Raw genomic sequence first — 21,052 nt, 5'->3', positions numbered from 1 at the left:
TATTCGCTGCTGCAGTTTGCAGGATTGTCTTGTCCGTTCTGGAAACAGACGCCAGGGCAGGCGACTTACCTTTTAACGAAATGCCGTTCGGAATCTCCGAAGAAATTGTCCACGTTGACGTTGTCTGGCTGCCAGACCCGTAACACCTCGACTCTGATGAATTTGTTGGTTATATGGAGGCCCAGATGCGTAACACCTCTACCGCAAGTGCCGCAGTCCCCCCGATACCGCCCGCCGGCGGTAAGGGGGACTCATGGCTGCTGCGGTTGCAGCGCCTCGTCGACCGCCACGCCCACCTGGCGAAGAATGGTTCGCGCATTGCGTCCAGTGGTACCAAGCAGGCGCGTGTGGCTCGACTCAAGCAATGCTTCCGTGACCTGCGTGAGCTGGGCTATATGCTCCCCGACCCAGCTGGGCTCAAGCCCAAGCATGTTGTCGCCTTGGTGAAGCACTGGGAGCAGAAGGGGTTATCTGCGGCGACGATCCAGAATCGCGTCTCTGTGCTGCGCTCCTTGGCGCAGTGGATCGGCAAGGACGGGATGGTGAGGGACACAGTGTCCTACGCCAGCTCAGCCGAACGGGTGAGGGTGACTACCTCTGCGGTGGCGCCCAAGACCTGGTCCGATAACGGCGTCGACATTGAGGCCAAGCTGGGGGAGATCGCGCGTCACGACGCCTTCGTGTGGATCCAGACGTGTATGGCCCTGGTGTTTGGGCTACGTCGCAAGGAGGCGGTGATGATGAAGCCTAACCGTGCTGACCGGGGCGACCTGCTGTTCGTAACCGACGGCACCAAGGGGGGGCGTGATCGCGTCGTCCCGATCGACTCGGACATCAAGCGCCGCACCCTGGACATCGCCAAGATGCTGGTCGGCCCGGCGCTCAATGCCCACCTGGGTGGCCCCCGCAACCGTACGCTGCAGCAGGCCTTAAAGCGCTATGACAACGTGCTGTACCGTTGCGATGTCAACCATGCGAAGATGAAAGTCAGCGGTCACGGATTGCGCCACGAATACATGAACAACCGGTACGAGCAGATCACCGGGGAGCTGAGCCCAGTGCGGGGAGGGCGTCGTCCTCCTCGTGCGCTTGAGGCATTCGCCCGGGCGGTGGTGGCCGAGGAAGGTGGTCATACGCGCACGACGATCGGCTCATCCTACTATGGTAGCCATGCGAATTTGAAGAAGGCCGCTACCCGTGCGCAGGCAAATGCTGTGGAGGATGGGGCAAGGCAGCAGGCCCCCGGCTCTCCCGAGGTAGCGGTGGCACCCCGCCCCGATGGTAGGGAAGGAGGCTCCGAGCCCGCGTCGTAACAGGGAGACCGGTCAAATGACGTACGCCCGCTACCCCAGCTTCGCCCGTCTCATCTCTACCCAGCATGATGGCGTAGCAGCGCGACGGTGACTGTTGGGGCGGATGCGGCCGTATCGCTGCAACGCTAAATAGCCTAGCGAGCCTGCTGGCGGCACGGTCAAGTGCCTACCACTTTCCTGCCAAACCGCAGTGAAGCTGGCACGCCCGCGCCTTGTCAGCATGGCTCCCGTCATCGGCATTTTATTATCCGCTAATACGCAGATATGCCCTTTTGCTTGACGAACGGATAATGACTCGCCGGCCGAGCGACGCTGGCTGGTGCATTTGTCGCGCGCCGATGCCACGTTGATTTGACGCGTGCGCGACGTTCACCTGGCATGTCGCTTACCTCCGCAGGGTGCCGGGCGACGCGGCGGTTATGTGCCTGCCACGTGCGTACAGCGCGCGCTCTGATCGAGTTGCTGGGTGGGCGGTACTGTGGCGCCGGAAAGGGGCGGCGCTGTCGGTCTTGTCCTTGGATGCGAGCGTGTCGACCTGGTAGTGATGGCTCCAGCACCTGCTGCCACCCGACTGGGCCGAGCGGCTGGGCAAGTTCGCCCACGCGTCGCTGTCGTCCTCGCAGGCGGAAGCGCGCGGCATGGAGTGCCAGTATGTCCACCATGAAGGTGGCGGCTTCCACTTCCGGTACAGCGTCAAGTCGTAAAGCAGACCAACCCATCGACACCCAAGCGCAAGCGCACTGGCGAAGGTGAACACCTATCACGGCGACATCGATGATTGGCGCGGCAGGCATGGCCATCTCTGTGCGACGGTGGGGGCGTTACCGATCTTTGAGCGTCGCCTGGGGCCGGTATGGTTCTGCGCATATTGTGTGGTACCCCTACGCGTCGTCTGGCAGGCCCTCTGCATCGGACGGGAAGCGGCCAGCCGTTGCCTTGCCAAACTGGGGTGAGGTGCGCCCACCCGCGGCTGGTCAACATTTGTTGAGCGCCGCGCAATCTTGAGGGCACCAGGGCCACTACCATGCTATTGGATCTTGCGGCCCGCCGTGTCGGGGAGCGGGTCACGCCAGGAGGCGGAGGATGATGAACTTCAGGAGGGCGAAGAGGTGCCGCCATGCACCTGGGTTGCTCCTAAAACTCGGTCGGCATCTTCAAGATGCTTGTATGACGTGGCAGGCCAGCATCGAAACGTGCTGCGCGGGGCAAGCCGAGGAGGTTAAGGACGGCGAGAAGGCTTCAACGTGCAACGAGTTTGCTGCTCAGTCTTGGTCGAATTCTGCCATCCCGGTGGATGCGACCCAAGCCTTCTCTAGAACCGTGCCATCGTGCATGGTGACGTTTTCTGCGAGGTCAACGACAATGACCATGTGATCCAGGACGGCATTTCCTAGGTACAACGCCTGTTGTTTAGTGGTCGCGTAGCCGCGAATAGTGCTGGCCCCTTCATACCTATCGACAACAGGTAGCAGGTCTTCCGGTTTCGTCGGGGACAGTTCGGCAGCGCGCGCTTCGATACTTGCCCTGACGCTGCTCTCTGGCACCTCGCGCAAAATGAGAGGGGTGTTCTGTCGAGTGACGGCATTTCCTTGAATCTCGTCCACGATGTAGTGTCCGGACCACAAGCCAATGCTGGGGTCATTCCACCACACTTGCTGACCCGGATGCACACCGCGTAACCACGAGTCCAGCGGTAAGTCCCCTCTAACGTCCGGCTGGCTTGCTGGTTGGGCGATATTGACCATGCTGTTGCCGTTTCGGTTGCGTTGGAGGGGATAGTAGTGGCCCATCAGGCACGATGCGCTTGGCTGCGTTCAATATTCCGTCGGCAGCATCAGCACGCCACCGCTGATGTAGAACTTCCAGATGCCCGCAGGGCAGTCGGTGTAGTCGATGGTTTGCTGGAAGCCGATCTGGTCGAACGTGCCGCCGGCGTCAACGCCTTGGTCGCCTTCGTTGGCGCTGTAGTCGCGCGCGACGGTCAGCACGGCCTTGGAGCCGACGACGTCAAGGATGACCACGACGAAGCCGTGCTGCTTGACGGCCGCTTTCACTTCCGGTTGGGTCGCCAGAATATCGAGCATCCAGTAAGCGCCGCCGCCGGCGTTCTGGGCGAAGCATTGCGCGCCCGGGCTGTAGAGGAAGGTCTTGACCAGCGAGTGGTGATAGGTGCAGTCGAAGCCATTGCTGTATTGCGCCAGCTCAGCGCGCAGTTGCGATGCGTCCATGCTTGTCTTCCTCAAGGTTGGTTGTAATACGAGGGGCGGCTGCTGCCGGGCCCGGATCTCGGCTTGGGCGCTGTGAGGCGCCGAGTTCGTTGTTGGCATTGAGATTACCGAGCCGATCCCTCCAAATCCAATTGTGGCGATCACCGTGGCGATCCCGGATCGACGGCTGGGTGGCAGCGCAGGCCCGGCAAGGCAAGCTCGAGTGACGATCGCGCTGGTGCGGTCCGGCCGGTGCGCTCCGTCCTGGTGTACCGGCCGCAGCTGCTGCTCCCCATGCTGGGTGTATCGACACCGCGCGCCGAGGTGATAGCGTCACACCGCGCCCATCGTCACGCCAAGACGGCACGACTTCGCTGTAGCAGCCCAACATGATTTGGCAGGGTAGGGCCGCAACGCGTGCTCATCGTGGTGCTGTGCCCTGGATGGGACGGCGCCTACCGGTTTCCTGCTAAACCGCAGTGGAGTGTGCGCACCTGGTACTTGGCAGCATCCGGGACGGCCGCCTGACGATCAGCATTTGATATTGGCCCCCTCTGTGGCGCCGCAGTGCCTGGCCCATCCAAGCTCCCCCGATGGCACGGCTAGCCGCTGTGGTGGGTAGCGTAGTGCCGCTGCCTTGCTGGCCAGACTGGCTTGGCTTGGGCCCCTGCGCCGCGGTGTTGTCGTTTCCATTGGGTGGCGTCCATACGCTAGTTGCATCACGCCGGCGCGCTTTCCCTGCAATTTGCTTTCTCAGCGCCGCGCTGTAGGCTCTGTATATCGAGCTTGATGCAGCCATTTCATGAGAGGAGCAACAGTCCATGACAACCCTGACCCCAAACGATCCGGACTACTGGTACGTGCACAAGCATGAGCTTGAGCCCGGGATGGTGTTTCGCACCACCGACAATTCGCTCGTCAAGCTCGACGGCCGGGTGCCGGGCGACGGGACCCAATGGTATGTTGCCGAATGGTGTGGCGGCAGCTGGGCCTACATGGATAGCAAGATCGAGCCCGGCGAACTCATCGGCCTGCCGCAGGACGATCCGGCTGGGAAATCTGGCGCCGCGCGCTAGGTTGGGCAATGGGGGGAACCGACGTCACCCCATTTTGGCTTGGAAAGCAGCTGGCACGGTGTTACGATAGGGGCTCATTTCGGTGCTCGGCACCTGGCAAGCTGCCCGCCATGTTCAGTCAAGCGCAGCATCGTTTTCTAGTGAACACACAAGCGCTCTTTCCATCTCAGTGCTGCTGCCTTTGGCAGCCGGCCTTCTTCCAGATTTTCCAATAGCATCGACTGGCCTCTGCCCAGTGGATGTCGTTCCGTCAGCAGGTAGAGCAGCATGTGCACTACCGCCGTACTGGCGGTCGCAAGTGGTCTTCGTTCCAACTGCAGCACCTGGTGTCGCGCAAGAGCCTCTCTTACGCGCCATTCTTGTCCTATGACTTCAACCCGTGCGGGGCCATTCCCTGCCAGGGATGCTCCGCTTTCTCTCTGTGGAGGATCTATGCAAACCCAGCGCACTTTCCTTGTCAGCTTGTACTGTGGCGAGGGTAATAGCACCCACCTGAAGGCCAGTTACAACCGGCCGACAGCATTCGAGGCATTCGACGCGTTTTGCCATGAGAACCAGTGCATCGGTTATCCGCTCAAGCCAGAGCGGCCTGAGCAGCGCGACGACGGACTGTACGCTGTCTGGAGCGGTGGTTGCTCCATCAGTGGCCAGCGCATTTACGTCAAGGAACGCATCGGCAGCTGACGCGCCCGCACGCCAGCTAGTTTGAGCAGCCTGGTCGATCATCCGAGCCGTTTCAAGTTTTTTCAATCAGCAGGAATCCCTGTCGCAAGGCCGGGCGTCCTGCATTCTCACTTCAATAGGAGCTAAAAATGCAATCTTCCCAACTTCAACAAAACGCCATGACCGTTCAGCGCTTCCAGGCAATCGCCACCGAGCTGTTGACCAAGCACTATGGACTGGCCCTCAACGACACGCAGCTTTGCGAAGACCACGTGGTTCAGCAGTGCATCGGCCAAGGTTATCTCCCTTATCAGGTCGTCACCGAGCATGCGCAAGAGGCAGACCTCGACCGCATCGACAAGTCTGCCGGCTATGGCGTTGCCTCCAAAGCGCCCCTGACCGCATCCGATGAACAAGATGCGATCGCGCGCCTCACGCAGCAAGGCAGTACTACCGCAGCGGGGCTTGCCACCAGTGCGCACCACCAGTTGGCCGCCGTGCAGCAGAGCAGCGCTGGCCTACCCGAGACGACTCTTCCGCAGTCCACCGTGGCGAAGGACTTGAGCTTGGCTTTCGCGCGATGGACTCCGGAGATGGACACGGCAGCTTTGAAGGAAGGTTGGCTGCTGTCGGAGACCAGCGATATGACGATTCAGTGTCAGCGCGTCGATTGCCCTGATGATCACGAGGAGCTCGGCCTGGACTTTACCGTACCTCAACTGAGCGGTGACGAAGAGGCGCATCGCATCGTACGCGAAGGCAATGAAGCGCACCATCGGATGGCGCGCGCGATTCTCAAAGAGTACTCCTACACGGAATACTGGCAGCTGCAGAACCCGGTCAATCCTGCGGATGTCGCCGAATGGGTTGGCCTGCACTACAAGGTCAATTACGACGCAGAACCAGTGCCTAAGCAGGCTTACTGGCGTGATCGGTACATTCAAGCGCAAGCGCAAGCGGCACAACTGCTTGAGCAAGACTAACCGCACTTCCCACCGGCCCGGCCATCTCTCTTTCGAGCGAGATGCCGGGCTTTTTTTATTTGCTGCTGAACACTGCTATTTCGACCACGAGCACGCGCACTCGTAGCAAGGTACTACCGCGTCGGCACCAACAGAGCCCCAAGGGGCATGCTGCAGGCGCCAAGGTCATAGCGTAACCTCGTGTTTAGGCGTTACGCCATGACAGCCGAACGTCCGGTAGCGGCCAAACGCGGCGTTTGAGGGTAGCGCCGTGACGCTAACTGCGGCGGCTGGTCTGGCGGTTTAACCGCTACGCGCGCATCCCCGGGCCGTCTGCCTTGGAGGGAAAGCTGCCTACCGTTACCCTGCCAAACCGCAGTGAGGTTTGCGTCCCCGGGCATTGTCAGCAAAGCTCCCTTGAAGGCCGATTATCAGCTGCCGATTCTGTGACGACTGCGTCGCCCTGCCGATGCCTGTGTGGGACTGACGTCTGCTGGGTAGGTGGGGGACAAGTGCATGCCATGGGAGCCGGGGAATCGGGTCTGCCAGCACTTGGCTGCGCGCGCCGCGCTCCAGCGAATAGCGCGGAACCTGGCTCGCCGGCGCAATTTGCTTCTACTGGATCGCTCGGTAGGATGGAATCAACAAAACGTCCTGGAGGTTTTCATGTCCCCGAACCAATTCCTGCAACAGCTGGCCCAGTGCGAGGGCAGCGTATCGGTGTCCCGTGGCGTCGTCAGCTTCCCTGATGGCGAGAGCTTTGACCTGGCAAGTACGCTGTCGGGTGCGCGCAAGTCGTTGGCAAGCGTACCGGATGCCGCGTTTGACCTGCAGCACGTCGAAGCCGTCCCGGGCAAGACCCTTCCCAAGGACTTCGCCAAGGCCGTTGCCTTGCTTGAACGTCCGTACCTGCCCATCGGTGAACCGGACTACCGCGCCATCATGGCGATGACGCAAGAGGCCAACACTGACATCGTGCTGTACCAAGGTCGCCAGATGACGTTTGGTAATGCCGACGGCGGTTACGCCTTGATGCCCTTGGCAACGCCGCTGTAACGCGGTTGTCGCAGTTCTCTCCACGCCGGCCTGTTGGCGCCGACCAGGCGCCACGCAGATGGTGCCGGCGCTGCGTCGGAGACCAGCGTTTTTCAATAGGGAAGGAAGCGGGACGATGATTGGCAATCATGTTGACATGTGGGTGGACCGGCTGGGTAACATGGTGTTCATTTCGGACGAAATGGACAACGCCACCATGGCGCCGGCGTATTACCTCGCCGCTCTGGCGGACCATGATCGCAGCGGTACCGAGGCTGCGCTCTGGTGGATGTAAAAACTTGGACTTGCAGGAGCCATTCATGAATCTGAAAGCGTTATCGATCACTGCATGCAAGGCCTGCGGCAGCACCGCGCTCGGCTGGCACAGCGCCATCGTCAACCGATCCGACGTCCAGCAGGGGCGCCTAAACACCCGCGACGTTGAGTGCATCTTCTTCCTGGGCTGCGATGCCTGTTCGGAGACGCTGGCGCGCGTCACTGCCGACCAGGTCGCTGGCGCGATGAACGCCGCCGCTGCCGCCTCTGCTTGCCTGACTGGCACCGCTACAGCTGCAACCAGCGCGCACGATAGCGCCGTGGTTGTCGCGGCGTTGTGATCGCGGCCGGCAGGCCGTGTGGCCTTGCCTTGTTACCAGTGGAATAGGGCAGGAGCCGCTTGCTGCGCGCTCGTCCGGCCGTGGCCCGTGCTCGCAATTTGATTCTCTACCTGCCATCGGTAGGATGGACACATCGAGACAGCGGCCACGACGCGCGTTGACTCTCTTTCCCGTCCACCCTCACCAAGGAGCCACACCATGCATGCCCAAGCATCGACCAGCGAACAGCGCAAACACCCAGAAATCACCCAATGTGCAGGCGCCATCGTCGCCGGCTCTGGCGGTGGCATGGTCGGCGCCGGTATGCCGACCACCTCCGACCTGACAGCGCAGGTCGACCATGCCGGCGAGCTGATGCGCGACGTCTTCGGCGTCGACGTGACGACGCGCTACAACAGCAACGGGCGCTCCGGTGGTGCCTACGTGGTCACCGATGCACCAGGGCATGCCCTGTTCAGCAACAGCAGCATCGGCATCAACGCGCGCGTGGCCCAGGACGGCTCCTTGGTCTTTAACGTGTACGCCAGCGCCGAGTACCTGCACGACCAGGCGCTGGCGACCCAGAACGGCATGGGGAAGTACGCCTACCCCGAGCTGGCGTCCGTTGCCGACGCCCTGGCCTGGGTCCAAACCCACGTGAAGGTGCCAGCGCCGTCCAGCCGCGGCCGCGGCGCCGTCTGATCTGACGGGACGGCAGCGTAGGGCGCCGCGCTCTGGCACGCTTGCGGCGCGCACCGGCAAAAGTGTTTCGGATGCCGATATGGCGCTTTTACGCCAGGTCGCGCCGCAGCGTCCCGTGCTGTAATGGCCCGTCGTCGGGCTTTCTGGCCGCTTCCTGGCCGCTGGCCTCGCCGGCGCCCACACTATCGCCACCACTACCCATCGTCCTCCATGCCCAAATCGCGCGCGCGCCACTTGCGTCACCAACATCACAGCGTAGAACCTGTTTCGATCGCCGGTCTAGCCAGTCATGGCGCGACAGCGACTGGACAGCCACCAGGTGTGAAGACGCCCCCCCGGGATCTGGCGCGCACTGTGGTCGGGTTACCCTACAACGGCGACGACGGCGATGGCCGCTCGCCGCGTAGCAGCACAGAGCGCGGGCCTGGAGCGTCCGCCCGTAACGAACCTGACATCGGCCCTGTGCGTAGTAAAGACCCGGTGCAAGCGCTCTTGCAGCCCCTGGTGGCCGCTGGTATGGATTTGACCGCCTGCCATCTTGGTGACAACCGCTATCGAACTCTGCTGCGTTCGGTCAATGACAAGGCTTCGTCCCTGGCTGACTTCCTGCGGCCACATCGGCCGCTGGAAGTCGGGTCGCCCAGTGCGCTCCACACGCTTGTCCTGAGATTCATACGGGATCATCGCGTCGGTCCGCCGCCGCCTCGCTCCCTGATGGTTGAGATCCTGCAGCCGCTGATCGACAGCGGCGTGCCTCTCACCACGTTCAGCGTGCACTTGTGCGGCTACATCAAGCGGGGCCTGGATCACCAGAACGTGCGCGCGACGTCGATGGCCGATTTCGTCGATCCTTGTCGGCCGATGCCCTGCGCATCCTATAACGGGATGCGCCGCCTGGTGGGCAAGATCATGCGGCGCGAGGGCCTGGGCGCCCCCCAGGCGCCAAGGTAGGGAAAAACAGGAGCTCTCGGATGGAAACTCGGTTGCGTGAATGCCTGGTCGATGCGCACATCCTGCGCACATCGACCATACCCGTTGCTCCAGAGGTCGCTGTCGCCTAAAACCGGGGGACGAAGCGTTGAAGCACCTTCAGTGCTTGAGGCTCCAGCACCATCCAGTTCATCCACAGACTGCAAGAGTAGCTCTCATCGTCGAGCATCGGGGGCGGAACGCCAAGCTGTCGCCCTGTAGTCCCAATACGGTGGCGTGACATCCCGGCCAGCCGGCGCTACCAGTCCACCTGCGTCCGGGAGCAACCGGCAAGCCCGAATGGCAAACCTGCGTCGGACAAGCGTCGGGCCATTCTGCGTGGTAGCACCATGCTGGCGCCGCTGGGCGCACGTATTCTGGCGTCCTGGTGCTATGGTGATGCGCGACCATCGTGCAGCGGCATCGGCATCGGCGTTGCGATGTCTCGCAGCGAGCGGGGCAGGGAGCGGGAAGGTGTTGCGGGAAGGTCTTGCCGCTGGTGCGCGGCGGTGTGCTGCGGCGCTTTGGGCGAGGGTAGGTGCGCTGCTTCCCCATCACCTTGCGCCAAGGCAAGGCGACGGGGCGGATAAGTCGATCACGCCGCCAGGCGCGCGGCCGCTTCTTTGGCGTTGTTGGGGCCGACGACGTGCAGCGCTGGATTGCTGAACACCAGTTCCAGCACTTCCATCTCTTCCGCGTCGAGCTGCTGGGTCCTTGCCATGATGGCCGCTTGCAGGGCCGGCACGTGCTGGTAGTAGAACATGCCCACATCTTCGTTGGTCACGGTGCGCAGCGATTTCACTTGCGCATATTGGGTGACCAGATAGTCCGGCGCCCACGCAACGGTCGTGCTGCCGCCATCGAGCATGTCGAGGGCGCGCGCCTTGCGGGGCAGCTGGTACAGCGTCGGGTCGAACACCTCGTTCGAATCGCTCAGCTCCACCCAGGCATGGAAAGGGTGGGCGTTCGGGCCCTGCGGCACCATGCCGGGCATCGGTGCGTGGACGATCATATCGCCGTCGCCGGGGCCAACGCGCCAGGCGGCGTAACCGATCTTGACCTCTGCCGAAAAGCCTGCGCTCTTGAACAGCGCCACGGCGCGCATGGCGTGGTCTAGGCAGTCCACACCCAGGTTGGCGCCAGCGGCCGTGAACAGGCGGCGCACGGCCGATGCGACCTGCGCATAGGGCGGCGTGCGCGGGGCAGCGTTGTTGGTGTTGGTGGCGTTCGCCGCGGTGTTGGTGGCCTGTTCCATGGTGCGCTCCTTGTCGGTGTTGGGGATGGGGTTAGGTGGTCAGTGCAACCAGACTACGCCGACGGGCACCTCAATTCCAATTGTGGCGGGGCGCTGCGAATTCACCTTCGGCACTGAGGTTATGGCCATGGTGTGCCCGGGTACGAACAGCGGAGGGCAGGGCGGGGCGTTACGCCGTTACGCACCCTATGCGGTCGGAGTGTGACGGCCCAGTGCGATGTATCCGCCGGCGCACGTAACACCGCCACCGCCATCCCGACGTAACCGTATGACACGTGCACCTCCCGGTAGCGGCGTAACCGTTCTGGTTCTCGGTAGCGGCGCTACGTCCACTGCCGCTGCACGCCTCATCGTGGGGCGCCAGCGCTAACGTGCGCGCCGCCTTACCGCCTGTCACGGATGGGACGCTGTCCACCTCTTTCCTGCCAAACCCGCCTTGGTGTGTCAGGACCCGTGGCCTGATACGCGAAGCGTCGCCGCAGTTCGCCTGGGTGCTGGAGTCTTGCTTGCCCGTCGTACTCTCCGTCGCCCTATACCCGCCATCCGGGTGTGATTGTCTTCGGTGCGCTGTGTGGAAGTGCCCTGTGCATAGTGTCTTGGTGCATCCCTCCCCACGGCCAAGACGGGTGTTTTACAGCTGCTCGCTGGTTGTGGCGTCGTGCTGTAATGCTCGCCAGCCGCCCTATCGAGATCTGCGCCGCGGCGACCAAGCTCGTTCAACGACGTCGCATGCTGGGGCTGGTGATCCTCCTGGCCATCAGCGGCCGGCTTGCAGTCGAGGTTGGGCCTTCATAGCTATACCAAACCAGCGAAGGATAGGTCATGCACGAATTCATGGTGGGTGCTTTGCAGTTCCTGAACGGCACTCCTTTTGGCGTCTACGTCGCCCTGATTGGCATATGGGCTGGCTTTCTTGGCGCGATCGGCAACGTCACCCCTGCATTTGAAGGCGCTGCCTTGACCGTAGCCTCGCACGCCGCCGCGTATTTCCTGCCTGACCAGGCGATTGCGGTCCAGATCGTGGCCTGCGTCCTGCTGGCCTTTTGGCATCTGGCCTACTTGTCGCTGCTTGGCCTGTTCTTCTGGCCGCGTTCGAGTCGGCCTTCCTATCGGGGCGATTGCGTGTCCTTGGTGGACTTGTACCTTACGGTGAAAGCGGGGCCTCTTGCGAGGAATTGACGTGCTAAAATGACAATTCAACTTCAAGGAGGGATTCATGGGAATACTGAACGGAGTGGAACAACTGCCGGACGATGAAGGCGAATCGGTACCGAACGATGGGTCAGATGCGCCCGCTGGCGGTTCATCGTCGCCACATCCAAAATGGGAAGCCGGCGTGCAAGGCTATCAAACGACCCGCGATGGCTCGGGAGGCACCACGTCCAGTGGCGACGATGCCGATACCAGCAAGGGCAATAAGGGCAACGGCTCGACCTGAAATAAGCTGGTCGCATGGACCACCTTGTGCTGGCCACCAGATTGACCCGCACCCCAACAAAAAAGGGGTATCCGTATTTCGTGGTTGATGGCGGGTCATAACTGGCCGCCTTCGATCATGGCGACCAGTGTTGATATGTCCGCGCCATAGTTTTTCGGCCCATCGGTTGACGGGTTGTATTCCCGTGGCTCTCGCGGCGGCCGGATCGACGGAATACCGTAGCCTATCCCTTCCTCCGGCTCCTGCACTGTGATCTGGCCACCGGCCAATTTGTCGTCCAGCCGCTCCTTGTATTCCACGCCCCGACGCTCGAACTTCGGACGCTTCTGCTTGTGCGAGTGCGCGCCCTCGGTGAACAGAATCTTGGCGCGCAGGGCCTCGAAGCTGTAGCCCCGGCCCAGCCGGTTCATCACCCGGATCAGACTGTTCAGGCTCTCGGTGTAGGCGTTCGTCACCGGATGCTCGAAGTAGTTGACGATCTCAGGCATCCAGTTGCGCCATGCCGTGATGATCGGCTGGAAGTGTTCTACGAGTTCGGGCGGGATGGACTTATACCAGCCCTCGTAGGCGCGCAGCGCCTGTTCCGGGCCTTCAGCATCATAGATGCCGTAAAACGCCTCCTTGAGCCTGTACGCCTCTCCCAGCAGGGGATAGTTCTTGGTCCAGCCATCCAGATTGAATGCTTCTTTGTCGGTCAGGTCGCGCTGGCGTTTGAGCAGTACGAAACGGTCATGCATCAGGCCACGCCGGGCCTTGGGGCTCAGGTCGGCCCGGATCGACTTGCGCACGCTCTCCATCGCGACATTGGCCATGCGGACCATGTGGAACTTGTCCACGATGACCGCCGCATCCGGCAGGACCGTCCGCACCGCGTCCCGGTACGGCGTCCACATATCCATCGCCACGTACTGGATGCGGTCGCGCTTCTCCAGCTCGAACAGGTAGCGGGCCACCGTGTCCTTGTTCCGGTTGGCCAGCATGTTCACCACCGTGTTGTTCTGGATGTTGGTGATGACGCAGCGCGGCTTGATGATGTGGATTTCGTCAATGCCCATCCACTTCGGCGTCTCGAAGCGCACCTTGGCTTCCAGCTCGTTGATGTAGTCGCGGAAGATGGCGCGCACCGTGCCCTCGACCACGCCGACCTCTTCGGCAAGGCTGGCGAAGGTGCGGCTGACCGACTGGCGGCCGATCCAGTCCAAAAGCCGCTTGGTCATAGCCCGGCGCTCGTCCACGTCGGGCAGGGCCTCGCTGAACGTCTTGGAGCAGGACCGGCACTGCATGCGCCGGGTGCTGACGTACACGCCCACGCGGCGGCCCTGCGCGGGCAAGTCACGGATCAACTGCTCGCGGCGGCCGAAGCCGACCAGCTCGGACGCCTGGCAGTACGGACAGTTGGTGGGCGGGTGTTTCGTTTCGGCGTAGACGTGATAGTCGTGCTCAGTGTCCTGCACGGACGTGATCTGGTAGTTGGGCAGGTTCAGAAGGTTGGTGGGCATGGAGCCGGTAGCATTGGTTCTTGGAAACTCAATGATACCGGCTACGGGGCGGAGGTCTGTCATTTGTCAAAAGCGACGCTTGCGCGCCTTCCAGCGTTTGTCCGCATCTGCGGGAATCTCGATGGCCACACTGTCCGCCCGTTCGGCCAAGATCGCACGCAGCCTTTCATTGGCTACGCACCGAATCGCGATGCCGGGCTTGCTCGACCACTGTACCTTGCCGTTCAGCAGCTGGGAATGGAACACGTAACTGGTCCCGGCGCACCCGCTTTCCCACTTCTTCGCGAGGAAGTAGGCTTGCCCGTCTTGCAGCTGGGCGAGAGGGACTTCTTTAATCCACGATGCCATAGCTAAGCAGACTTCCACGTCTCATCAAATACGGTACGCGGCGTCAGCACGCGCTCGTGCTTCGCCCCGCACCACCGGCAAGTCCGCACGTCGCCATCCATGCTGTAGCGGTCGGCCATGAAACCTTCCTTGTGTTCGGGGTCGATGGCGCAGCGGCCGACCTTCAGATACTGGTCCCAAAAGCCTTCGACTTCCTCCAGCATAGGAGCCATACCGAGATAGTAGTAATCGCCCGCCTTCGTGCCTTGGCACAGAACGGACATCAAGCGTACACCCACAAAACCCTTTTCGGTTGGGTCTTCAGGGAAGCCGATCATCAGCGTGCCTGCGCCGAACTCCTTTGCAAGCTTGGTGTCTGGTTTCACACGGTAGACCGTTTGCAGCACGCCGCCGCCCTTATAAAAGTGCGCCTTGGCGCGCATCCAGCTGTGCAGGTTTGGCGAAAACGCGGCCGATACCGAGGGGGCAAGCTGTTTGAGCGTCAAGGTGGCGTGGCCGACGGCGCGAGTCGTGGTGGTCATTGGGCTTGCTCCTTCAAATGGTTGCAGGAGCAAGAACATTGCCCCCTGAAGATTCGAGATCACTCTTGCGGCCGGAAGCATAGCGATGTGCTGGGTCTTCCTCGACCCAGCGAGTGGCCCAATCAATAGCTGATTTCAACGATCCGTCGATATTGCCCCGGCGTGCACCGGCCAGCAGTCCAAAGTCGCGTGTCCCGCTGTCGTATCGAACGGACCACCCATAAGCGGAGTTAACCAGTTCGACGCCAATATAGCCGCGCTTCGACTGCGATTTTTGAAGGCGGCTAAGGACTTCACTATCGCGCAGGCCGAGTTGCAGCGGCGCGATTCGATTCGCTTCAGCTTCCATTTCGGCGTGGACTTCTTTTCCAGCAAAAACGATGTAGTTTTTCATGGCAGTTTCCTTTGGCGCTTACAAGATGTACCCAACGTAGCCGCGACGATCCAGGCTTTTCAGGAACGCCTCACGCGATCCCGGCATGCAATAGTTGAAGCCACAGCGGTCGAAGCGCTCAATGCCAATTTCAGCAGCAACGGCCTTTGCAGCCTCTTCCATCGTGATGCTGTTGAAGGGGATACGTTTCTTTTGCAGCTCGCGGATCATCCAGCTTTCGCACACTTGCCCGTGTTTTTTCAGTTGATCGCGAAACATTGCAGTGACTTTATCTTGAGCATCAGCGGCAGCTTGCATCCGTGCATTCAAGGGTTTGTTTTGGGTCATGATTAGCTCCTTTATCAACCGCGAAATACGGTTTGTACGTGTAATGAGTATAGGCGAACGGGAGCCGTTGTCAACCACAAAATGCGGTTTTACTCATAAATTACATGTCGCAAATTTCAGACCGGATCAACCACGAAATACGGATACCCCAAAAAAGGAACCCGCGGGGTTCCTTTTTTGTTGGATGATGGCTGCGTTACAGCGCGTTAAGCGAGTAGTCGTCCAGCACGGCACTGCCCTGTCGCCGGATCTCGTTTTTGATTTGCTTGGTCGTTGGACTGACCATGTAAATCGAGATCAACTTGTCGTCGCCACCGCCGTGAATCCAGGCGTCAATCCGGTGTGTGAAACCGCGCGACTTGTGGTCCGCGTCCGATTTTGACGGCAATCGCAGCATGTGTGTTGACACCTGGAGCAGTCGTGTTAAGATTTCCTTGCATTCTTGGTGATCGTCACCCGGCAAGCTGCACGCCAACGCTACCTAAGCGCAGCATTTTCGTCCTTCGTTTCCGTTTCATGAAAGCCCTTGCGGGCTTTTTTCTCCACGCTTCATCCGCATTGGGCATCTGATTCCAAACCGGCACCAGTCCTGATGCTCTCCCTTGCCGAACTGCGTCCAATGCTGCTGTAGCGCTGCTTCGCTATTCGCTCACTCTTCAATCGCCAACGCCGTAACAGCGTAAGGCGCATGTACCTATTCAACCCATGAGGCGCAACTGTCCATCTCGGGCGGTGCTCCTTTTTTCTTTTCAAGGAGGAACCAATGCAAATGCGCTCTTTTGCATTCTTCAACCAGGTGCTGTAGCTCAGCCACCGACAGTCGCATCGCGACGCCCACGAGCGATTTACATCGTTTGTGCGGTCCTTCCAGTACTTCGTCAAACAGGCTGCCTTTCATCTGATAGGGCCAGCCCACTTCAATTTTCATTCGGCGCCAGCCGTCTCGAAATCTTTTATTCAATCCACTTTGTACAATAGGAGGCTGTCATGGCATCACTGCTGGGCTATGTTGAGAAAAAAATTGGTAGCAACCGTGGCATTCCGCGCGTATGGCTCGAAGGCGTTCAACCCGAACGTGCCGGCTTTAGCGCCGGTGTCCGTTACAGTGCCAAGGTCGATTCCGAACGCACCATGCTGACCCTGGAGCTGGTACAAGACGGCGTTCGCATCGTCAGCGGCAAGCTGCGCGGCGAGCGCCACATCCCGGTGATCGACATCAACTCCAACGATCTGCTGTCGATTTTTGACGGCTACGACTCGGTCCGCGTATTGATCCAGGAAGGCAAGATCTTCATCATGCCTATCGCGTCCGAGATGCGTTCCAAAGCGCGTCTGCAGCGCCTGCGTGCCAAACTCGAAAACGGCGAGCCGTTGACGATGGGTGCTGTGACAGCTGGTGTCGGCGTACTGGACCTGGCGATTCACACGGGCCTGGAGGAAGAGGGCATTCCCACCCAGTTGGCCTTTACCAACGAGGTGCGCGACGACTGCATCGAACAGGCTGCGACCTACAACAAGGCGTATTCCCGTTCCACCACACTGCTGAATGGCCGTCTTCAAGAGGTCGTGTATGATCAGTATGTGATGCAAAGCCTGCCGCAAATCGATGGTCTGATAGCTGGCTTGCCGTGTTCTGGTGCATCACCTGCTGGGCGCACTAAAAATGCGATCAGTATCCCTGAAGCACACCCCGAGGTTGGTCACCTTGTCGCACCTTTTATTGCCCTGATCTCGAGGGTGTCGCCGGCCTTTGTCGTGTTCGAGAACGTCCCGCTTTACCGGTCGTCGTCGTCCATGGCGATAATGCGGACGTCCCTGATCGATCTCGGCTACGACGTGTTTGAAACTGAACTGGCCGGTGACGACTGGAACTCCTTTGAGCACCGCGATCGGATGTGCATGGTTGCTCTGACCCGTGGCATGCCGACCTTGGACTTTAACCATCTCATCAAGCCTGAGAAGGTAACACGGCGTCTTGCTGAGATCATGGACGACGTACCACTGGACGACAAGTCGTGGAGTTCGATGCAGTACCTGAAGGACAAGCAGGAGCGCGATGCTGCAGCTTCCAAAGGGTTTGCCATGAACCTGGTCACCGCGGAATCGACCCGGGTCATGACGCTGAACAAAACCCTAGCCAAGCGCCAGAGCACCGGGACCTTCTTTGTTCATCCGGATGATCCTAACCTGCAAAGGCTGCCAACTGTTCAGGAGCACTGCCGCATCAAGCAGATCCCTCTTGAACTGGTGACTGGTACCAACCAGACCTTTGGGCACGAGATTTTGGGCCAATCGATCATCTTCCAACCGTTTGTTTCGGTGGGGCGCCTGATCGGTCGTGTCCTCAATCAAATGCGTAGTCAGTTTGCCATGCCCTTGCAGTCCATCGCTGCTGTGTAGTGTGTGAAAAACCATCGTCGCTCGTCGACGGTGGTTTTTTTTTCGCCTGTAGGTCCTACCATCACGGTAGCGCTGACATGAACTGTCGCGTCGGCTGCTGCAGTGATGGCAGGTTTCATAGCGGCCCGGCTCCATTCGCTGCGAGCGCTCATTACGCTGCCCTGCGCCTCCCTGTCGCTCTACCCAGCCCATTAGCCGACTCTGAGCGCCCATGCGCGCGATCTGACGGCGCCGCTGGCGCTGGCTTGCACGAGGGTATGTCCCGTTGTTCGGTCAGGCCCCCAAACACCGCCCTGGCGGCTGTCTGCAGCCATAAACCACCGCAGGTGTCACCGCGCCGTCGCATGCTTGAATGTGCGCAGGCCAACTGTACAATGCTCGGTATGGGCAGGTCGGTTCTTTTGCCACCTGCTGGTCATTTGGTGTGCCACGGCATGAACCGATCGACGAACCACACATGCGCCGATTCGTCGCCGAGAAGTTGGGGCCGGTGCTACCCGATCGCTCGATCTGGCGCTGAGAACTGGCCTGCGGTCGACGGCGCACACTTCACACAGGAGCGGCAAGCCTTCCCGCGCAGCGCAGCCTATTGTGCTGCGTTTGCCATTATCATGGCGGCAACTTGACACGACACCAACACCACGAGGAATGCATGCCCTTTTTCAATGTGATTTTTTCTCCCAAGCGCGCGGCCGGTACCCAGTACCTGTGCGGCGCCGATGAGCGCTTGGCCAAGGAGACGGCCGCCAAGATGTCGGCCACGATCAAGCGTGGCGAGAGGGTAACGCTCTGGTCGGTTACACCGTCTGGCCAGGCGAGCCAGATCGATTGTCTGGGCTGACGCTATGTACGTGCTCGACACTTACAAGCGTTTTGACGGCCGACCCTATCGGGTATTGGTGCTACGGATGACGTCCCCCGACCAGGTACTGGCCAGCGGCCAAGGCTCACTGCACCAGGTGCTTGCTGACACTGGTCTGGACAGCACAGTGGGCCTTTACTTCTACCGGTTTGAGCGCCTGGACGATGCTGCTCCCGCTTTCACCAAGATCGGCGTCACCTCGCGCGTGGACGGTATCGGTATGCGCAAGAAGCGTGGATGGATTTATGCGCCCAGCGCGGCTGACTCCTATCGAAAACCTACCACCGCTGGTGCCGACAAGGGCGTTTACGTCGACGTGCAGAAGGTTAGCGCGCAGCAGCCGATGTATTTCGTGTATTACGAACTGAGTGTTGAGGGTGCGTTCCCGCAGCTTGAGGAAATGGTGGCTTTTTACAAGCACGACCAGCATTTCGGGCGTTCGACCAACAACGTCGAGCGCGTCAACACGCACCCCACCCTGGGCCGCAAGATCGTTTGGTATGACCCCGCTTTCGAGGACGTCCTGCGGCTTGTGCTGCCGTCAGGCCAGCCCTATCCGGGCATGCCGTCCGCCCCAGGAGCAGCGACAAGTGAATTTCGACCACTCACCGTAGAGGGAACTTTGATGCACACCATCGCCCGTTTCGTGCCGCCATCAGGCGACAAGCACTGGTCCTTCCAGATGCGCAGCGACGAACTGCCCGACGCTGGTGCGTTTATTGCCGCCATGCGCGCGCCTATTGTGAAGGCCGTTGAGCCATTCCTGCAGGGGCACAGCCGGGACTGGGCAATGGTGGAGTTCTGGACCCGAGACGAGGGCGCCGCGCGCGCCGCCGCCGAAGCCCTGGCCCAGCACTTCGGCTGCACGCTGCGGGTTGGAGACTTCAGCCGCGAAGAACTCGGCCTGGCGTGAATTGAGCGGCAATCGCGTCTGACCGGTCGCCGTAGCTGTTCGCTGTGATTGCCGCCGGCCCGAGTTCGGTGCCGCGAGGGATGCTCCGCTGTTACGGTGCTTTGCCGCTGGGGAGGATGGTGACATTGAAGCTCTTGAGCAGCGCATCAAAGTCCGCATGGTCGATGAACTTGGTCGCGTTGCCGTCAACCTGAACGTTCGATCGTTCGAAGAGGGCGACCGCCAGGTCCGTATTCATCTGCCGGCTCACATACAAGATGCCGTCCACGTCGTGCAGCTGGGCGTGCAAAGCGCTACTGATTGCCATCGACGTCGTGTAGTCGTCCGAAGAACAGATGTCGTTATTCAGGCCGATGGCTTTAAGGCTCTTCCCGGTCAGTTCTGCTATTTTCAAGCTCTGGTTGCCTGGGCGCGTGTACGTGACCACGGAGCGTTCCATGACATTGCTCTCATTGATCATCCACTGATTGTCAATGAAACAGCCCTTTTGATGCAGTATGGTTTCCGAAAATGCGACGTCGATCGTGAACGCCGCGTAGGTTACGCCAAAGACCTGCGCTGGATCGTCAAATCGGTACGCCTTGCCCTTGCCCCAGTACGGTTCGGTGGCTGGAAAGCGCGTCAAACGCAACAGGTCTGTGGTCTCGATATCGACGATGCGAAGGCTGCCATTGTTACGCGCCTTCACGAAATCCCAGCCGGAACTCAAGTGCGGCCCCACAGAGCGGCCAGCCGCAGGATGTCGTCCAGCTTCTTGTCGGCCACGGCCTCAGCCGGCGTCACGCCGCCTACTGCGCCGTGCTTGTGCAACAGGAAGAGCAGTTTGCTCGATGGATCAATGTCGCCCAGCGCCCGGGTGATTGCCGCCAGATCTTCGCGTTTGAACTTGAGGGCCTCGGCCGGATACCAGTGCTGCCGCTTGGCCCAAATTGAGAACACTTCGCCACGCTCACGTGCCGCGTCGACAGCCTGACGCGTGACTCCCCAAGCCTGCTGGATCTTCGATCCGTCCAGCAGCGTGCCGTCCTCGGTCCATTTCACGAGCTGCGCTTCACCGCGGAACGCTGCAAGCGTATGTCGTGGCGATAGTGCTCGGCTCTCGATCTGTGCGGTGGTGAGCCGGATTTGCTTCAATGCCAAGGCTCCAGCGATATCTGGCATCTGTACGTCCGTTAAGACTAGGCCTTCAGCAAAGTCTCGGAACTGCGCATCACTTAAGAAAATGGGACCGCCGCCATGCGCCTCATCGACTATCGCGCCCATGCCAGTATGTCCAGCGAGGCTCAAGGCCGGTGTGAGCGTGACATCCAAGCCGCTTTTTGCCATCACTTCATTGAGCCTGGTGATCAACTCGGCAGTGAGCGCGCTGGTATTGTGTACTTGCAGCAAGAATGAAACAACTGCCGCATCTTTCGTGGTGGCGGGCGATTCCTGGTCTGGTTCAGGTCCAACCAAGCCGATGTCACCGTTTTGATATGAAATTGGCATGATTGCCTCCATTTGCGGTGGTGCGATGGTCATTTCATTCTAGCGCACGTGAGCAAATGGAGCAAATGACGCAAATTTCGCCAA

The 21,052-nt window shown here is 60.4% G+C and carries 26 protein-coding genes; 14 read left to right on the top strand and 12 right to left on the bottom strand.

Annotated elements, in window-relative coordinates:
• The first annotated feature begins 185 nt into the window (after positions 1-185).
• Entirely contained in the window at positions 186-1,313 is a 1,128-nt protein-coding gene (locus tag GTP90_RS02315) for a tyrosine-type recombinase/integrase (protein WP_161081949.1), read from the top strand.
• A 1,262-nt stretch (positions 1,314-2,575) separates the two neighbouring features.
• Here the strand turns inward: GTP90_RS02315 and GTP90_RS02310 are convergent.
• Positions 2,576-3,058 carry a hypothetical protein gene (locus GTP90_RS02310; protein WP_161081948.1) on the bottom strand — a complete coding sequence of 161 codons (483 nt, stop codon included), beginning with the start codon at positions 3,056-3,058 and terminating at the stop codon, positions 2,576-2,578.
• A gap of 69 nt (positions 3,059-3,127) precedes the next feature.
• Positions 3,128-3,541 carry a DUF6876 family protein gene (locus GTP90_RS02305; RefSeq protein ID WP_161081947.1) on the bottom strand — a complete coding sequence of 138 codons (414 nt, stop codon included), beginning with the start codon at positions 3,539-3,541 and terminating at the stop codon, positions 3,128-3,130.
• Positions 3,542-4,341: 800 nt separating this feature from the next.
• Between GTP90_RS02305 and GTP90_RS02300 the strand changes: the two genes are divergently transcribed.
• The 8 genes from GTP90_RS02300 (at position 4,342) to GTP90_RS02265 (ending at position 9,505) form a co-directional block, all read left to right on the top strand.
• A complete protein-coding gene (locus tag GTP90_RS02300; RefSeq protein WP_161081946.1) occupies positions 4,342-4,596 on the top strand; it encodes a hypothetical protein in 255 nt (84 codons plus the stop codon).
• 432 nt (positions 4,597-5,028) lie between these two features.
• The gene (locus GTP90_RS02295; RefSeq protein WP_161081945.1) at positions 5,029-5,280 is read left to right on the top strand and encodes a hypothetical protein; all 252 of its coding nucleotides are present in this window, start codon (positions 5,029-5,031) and stop codon (positions 5,278-5,280) included.
• 128 nt (positions 5,281-5,408) lie between these two features.
• Positions 5,409-6,242, top strand: a complete 834-nt coding sequence (locus tag GTP90_RS02290; RefSeq protein WP_161081944.1) for a TA system toxin CbtA family protein — start codon at positions 5,409-5,411, stop codon at positions 6,240-6,242.
• A gap of 645 nt (positions 6,243-6,887) precedes the next feature.
• Positions 6,888-7,277: a hypothetical protein gene (locus GTP90_RS02285; protein ID WP_161081943.1), complete on the top strand. Its 390-nt coding sequence runs from the start codon at positions 6,888-6,890 to the stop codon at positions 7,275-7,277.
• 115 nt (positions 7,278-7,392) lie between these two features.
• Positions 7,393-7,551, top strand: a complete 159-nt coding sequence (locus GTP90_RS02280) for a hypothetical protein (RefSeq protein WP_161081942.1) — start codon at positions 7,393-7,395, stop codon at positions 7,549-7,551.
• Positions 7,552-7,576: 25 nt separating this feature from the next.
• Positions 7,577-7,873, top strand: a complete 297-nt coding sequence (locus GTP90_RS02275) for a hypothetical protein (RefSeq protein WP_175047950.1) — start codon at positions 7,577-7,579, stop codon at positions 7,871-7,873.
• A gap of 198 nt (positions 7,874-8,071) precedes the next feature.
• Complete coding sequence (locus GTP90_RS02270; RefSeq protein ID WP_161081941.1) at positions 8,072-8,554, top strand: hypothetical protein; 483 nt, start codon at positions 8,072-8,074, stop codon at positions 8,552-8,554.
• Between the two features lie 714 nt (positions 8,555-9,268).
• A complete protein-coding gene (locus GTP90_RS02265; RefSeq protein ID WP_161081940.1) occupies positions 9,269-9,505 on the top strand; it encodes a hypothetical protein in 237 nt (78 codons plus the stop codon).
• Between the two features lie 613 nt (positions 9,506-10,118).
• Here the strand turns inward: GTP90_RS02265 and GTP90_RS02260 are convergent.
• Positions 10,119-10,778: a hypothetical protein gene (locus GTP90_RS02260; RefSeq protein WP_161081939.1), complete on the bottom strand. Its 660-nt coding sequence runs from the start codon at positions 10,776-10,778 to the stop codon at positions 10,119-10,121.
• 822 nt (positions 10,779-11,600) lie between these two features.
• Between GTP90_RS02260 and GTP90_RS02255 the strand changes: the two genes are divergently transcribed.
• The gene (locus tag GTP90_RS02255) at positions 11,601-11,957 is read left to right on the top strand and encodes a hypothetical protein (protein WP_161081938.1); all 357 of its coding nucleotides are present in this window, start codon (positions 11,601-11,603) and stop codon (positions 11,955-11,957) included.
• Positions 11,958-11,994: 37 nt separating this feature from the next.
• Positions 11,995-12,216 carry a hypothetical protein gene (locus GTP90_RS02250; protein WP_161081937.1) on the top strand — a complete coding sequence of 74 codons (222 nt, stop codon included), beginning with the start codon at positions 11,995-11,997 and terminating at the stop codon, positions 12,214-12,216.
• Positions 12,217-12,311: 95 nt separating this feature from the next.
• Here GTP90_RS02250 and GTP90_RS02245 read toward each other — a convergent pair whose 3' ends face one another.
• From GTP90_RS02245 to GTP90_RS02215, 7 genes are all read right to left on the bottom strand, one after another.
• Positions 12,312-13,715 (bottom strand): ISL3 family transposase, encoded by a 1,404-nt coding sequence (locus tag GTP90_RS02245; RefSeq protein ID WP_161081936.1) that lies wholly within the window; start codon positions 13,713-13,715, stop codon positions 12,312-12,314.
• Positions 13,716-13,781: 66 nt separating this feature from the next.
• Entirely contained in the window at positions 13,782-14,063 is a 282-nt protein-coding gene (locus GTP90_RS02240; RefSeq protein ID WP_161081935.1) for a hypothetical protein, read from the bottom strand.
• Between the two features lie 2 nt (positions 14,064-14,065).
• Positions 14,066-14,584, bottom strand: coding sequence for a hypothetical protein (locus GTP90_RS02235; protein WP_161081934.1), 519 nt, complete (start codon positions 14,582-14,584; stop codon positions 14,066-14,068).
• A 13-nt stretch (positions 14,585-14,597) separates the two neighbouring features.
• Positions 14,598-14,978 (bottom strand): hypothetical protein, encoded by a 381-nt coding sequence (locus GTP90_RS02230; protein WP_161081933.1) that lies wholly within the window; start codon positions 14,976-14,978, stop codon positions 14,598-14,600.
• A gap of 18 nt (positions 14,979-14,996) precedes the next feature.
• Positions 14,997-15,305 (bottom strand): hypothetical protein, encoded by a 309-nt coding sequence (locus tag GTP90_RS02225; protein ID WP_161081932.1) that lies wholly within the window; start codon positions 15,303-15,305, stop codon positions 14,997-14,999.
• A gap of 196 nt (positions 15,306-15,501) precedes the next feature.
• Positions 15,502-15,702 carry a hypothetical protein gene (locus tag GTP90_RS02220; RefSeq protein WP_161081931.1) on the bottom strand — a complete coding sequence of 67 codons (201 nt, stop codon included), beginning with the start codon at positions 15,700-15,702 and terminating at the stop codon, positions 15,502-15,504.
• A 297-nt stretch (positions 15,703-15,999) separates the two neighbouring features.
• Complete coding sequence (locus tag GTP90_RS02215; protein ID WP_161081930.1) at positions 16,000-16,233, bottom strand: hypothetical protein; 234 nt, start codon at positions 16,231-16,233, stop codon at positions 16,000-16,002.
• Between the two features lie 59 nt (positions 16,234-16,292).
• On the opposite strand from GTP90_RS02215, the gene GTP90_RS02210 reads away from it, so the two are divergent.
• From GTP90_RS02210 to GTP90_RS02200, 3 genes are all read left to right on the top strand, one after another.
• Positions 16,293-17,705 carry a DNA cytosine methyltransferase gene (locus tag GTP90_RS02210; RefSeq protein ID WP_161081929.1) on the top strand — a complete coding sequence of 471 codons (1,413 nt, stop codon included), beginning with the start codon at positions 16,293-16,295 and terminating at the stop codon, positions 17,703-17,705.
• A 652-nt stretch (positions 17,706-18,357) separates the two neighbouring features.
• The gene (locus GTP90_RS02205; protein ID WP_161081928.1) at positions 18,358-18,546 is read left to right on the top strand and encodes a hypothetical protein; all 189 of its coding nucleotides are present in this window, start codon (positions 18,358-18,360) and stop codon (positions 18,544-18,546) included.
• A 4-nt stretch (positions 18,547-18,550) separates the two neighbouring features.
• Entirely contained in the window at positions 18,551-19,480 is a 930-nt protein-coding gene (locus GTP90_RS02200) for a hypothetical protein (RefSeq protein WP_161081927.1), read from the top strand.
• 91 nt (positions 19,481-19,571) lie between these two features.
• On the opposite strand, the gene GTP90_RS02195 is transcribed toward GTP90_RS02200, so the two are convergent.
• A complete protein-coding gene (locus GTP90_RS02195) occupies positions 19,572-20,189 on the bottom strand; it encodes an RES family NAD+ phosphorylase (RefSeq protein ID WP_161081926.1) in 618 nt (205 codons plus the stop codon).
• A complete protein-coding gene (locus GTP90_RS02190; RefSeq protein WP_161081925.1) occupies positions 20,186-21,001 on the bottom strand; it encodes a response regulator in 816 nt (271 codons plus the stop codon). The genes GTP90_RS02195 and GTP90_RS02190 overlap by 4 nt, the downstream gene beginning before the upstream one ends.
• Positions 21,002-21,052 lie beyond the last annotated feature (51 nt).

Source organism: Duganella vulcania, assembly GCF_009857655.1.
GTDB classification, from domain to species: Bacteria; Pseudomonadota; Gammaproteobacteria; order Burkholderiales; family Burkholderiaceae_D; genus Rugamonas; species Rugamonas vulcania.
This window is presented reverse-complemented; position numbering and strand designations above follow the sequence as displayed.

Coding starts and splice junctions, on each gene's coding strand:
- GTP90_RS02315 (WP_161081949.1), top strand. CDS start 186: ATGCGTAACACCTCTACCGCAAGTGCCGCAGTCCCCCCGATACCGCCC.
- GTP90_RS02310 (WP_161081948.1), bottom strand. CDS start 3,058: ATGGTCAATATCGCCCAACCAGCAAGCCAGCCGGACGTTAGAGGGGAC.
- GTP90_RS02305 (WP_161081947.1), bottom strand. CDS start 3,541: ATGGACGCATCGCAACTGCGCGCTGAGCTGGCGCAATACAGCAATGGC.
- GTP90_RS02300 (WP_161081946.1), top strand. CDS start 4,342: ATGACAACCCTGACCCCAAACGATCCGGACTACTGGTACGTGCACAAG.
- GTP90_RS02295 (WP_161081945.1), top strand. CDS start 5,029: ATGCAAACCCAGCGCACTTTCCTTGTCAGCTTGTACTGTGGCGAGGGT.
- GTP90_RS02290 (WP_161081944.1), top strand. CDS start 5,409: ATGCAATCTTCCCAACTTCAACAAAACGCCATGACCGTTCAGCGCTTC.
- GTP90_RS02285 (WP_161081943.1), top strand. CDS start 6,888: ATGTCCCCGAACCAATTCCTGCAACAGCTGGCCCAGTGCGAGGGCAGC.
- GTP90_RS02280 (WP_161081942.1), top strand. CDS start 7,393: ATGATTGGCAATCATGTTGACATGTGGGTGGACCGGCTGGGTAACATG.
- GTP90_RS02275 (WP_175047950.1), top strand. CDS start 7,577: ATGAATCTGAAAGCGTTATCGATCACTGCATGCAAGGCCTGCGGCAGC.
- GTP90_RS02270 (WP_161081941.1), top strand. CDS start 8,072: ATGCATGCCCAAGCATCGACCAGCGAACAGCGCAAACACCCAGAAATC.
- GTP90_RS02265 (WP_161081940.1), top strand. CDS start 9,269: ATGGTTGAGATCCTGCAGCCGCTGATCGACAGCGGCGTGCCTCTCACC.
- GTP90_RS02260 (WP_161081939.1), bottom strand. CDS start 10,778: ATGGAACAGGCCACCAACACCGCGGCGAACGCCACCAACACCAACAAC.
- GTP90_RS02255 (WP_161081938.1), top strand. CDS start 11,601: ATGCACGAATTCATGGTGGGTGCTTTGCAGTTCCTGAACGGCACTCCT.
- GTP90_RS02250 (WP_161081937.1), top strand. CDS start 11,995: ATGGGAATACTGAACGGAGTGGAACAACTGCCGGACGATGAAGGCGAA.
- GTP90_RS02245 (WP_161081936.1), bottom strand. CDS start 13,715: ATGCCCACCAACCTTCTGAACCTGCCCAACTACCAGATCACGTCCGTG.
- GTP90_RS02240 (WP_161081935.1), bottom strand. CDS start 14,063: ATGGCATCGTGGATTAAAGAAGTCCCTCTCGCCCAGCTGCAAGACGGG.
- GTP90_RS02235 (WP_161081934.1), bottom strand. CDS start 14,584: ATGACCACCACGACTCGCGCCGTCGGCCACGCCACCTTGACGCTCAAA.
- GTP90_RS02230 (WP_161081933.1), bottom strand. CDS start 14,978: ATGAAAAACTACATCGTTTTTGCTGGAAAAGAAGTCCACGCCGAAATG.
- GTP90_RS02225 (WP_161081932.1), bottom strand. CDS start 15,305: ATGACCCAAAACAAACCCTTGAATGCACGGATGCAAGCTGCCGCTGAT.
- GTP90_RS02220 (WP_161081931.1), bottom strand. CDS start 15,702: ATGCTGCGATTGCCGTCAAAATCGGACGCGGACCACAAGTCGCGCGGT.
- GTP90_RS02215 (WP_161081930.1), bottom strand. CDS start 16,233: ATGAAAATTGAAGTGGGCTGGCCCTATCAGATGAAAGGCAGCCTGTTT.
- GTP90_RS02210 (WP_161081929.1), top strand. CDS start 16,293: ATGGCATCACTGCTGGGCTATGTTGAGAAAAAAATTGGTAGCAACCGT.
- GTP90_RS02205 (WP_161081928.1), top strand. CDS start 18,358: ATGCCCTTTTTCAATGTGATTTTTTCTCCCAAGCGCGCGGCCGGTACC.
- GTP90_RS02200 (WP_161081927.1), top strand. CDS start 18,551: ATGTACGTGCTCGACACTTACAAGCGTTTTGACGGCCGACCCTATCGG.
- GTP90_RS02190 (WP_161081925.1), bottom strand. CDS start 21,001: ATGACCATCGCACCACCGCAAATGGAGGCAATCATGCCAATTTCATAT.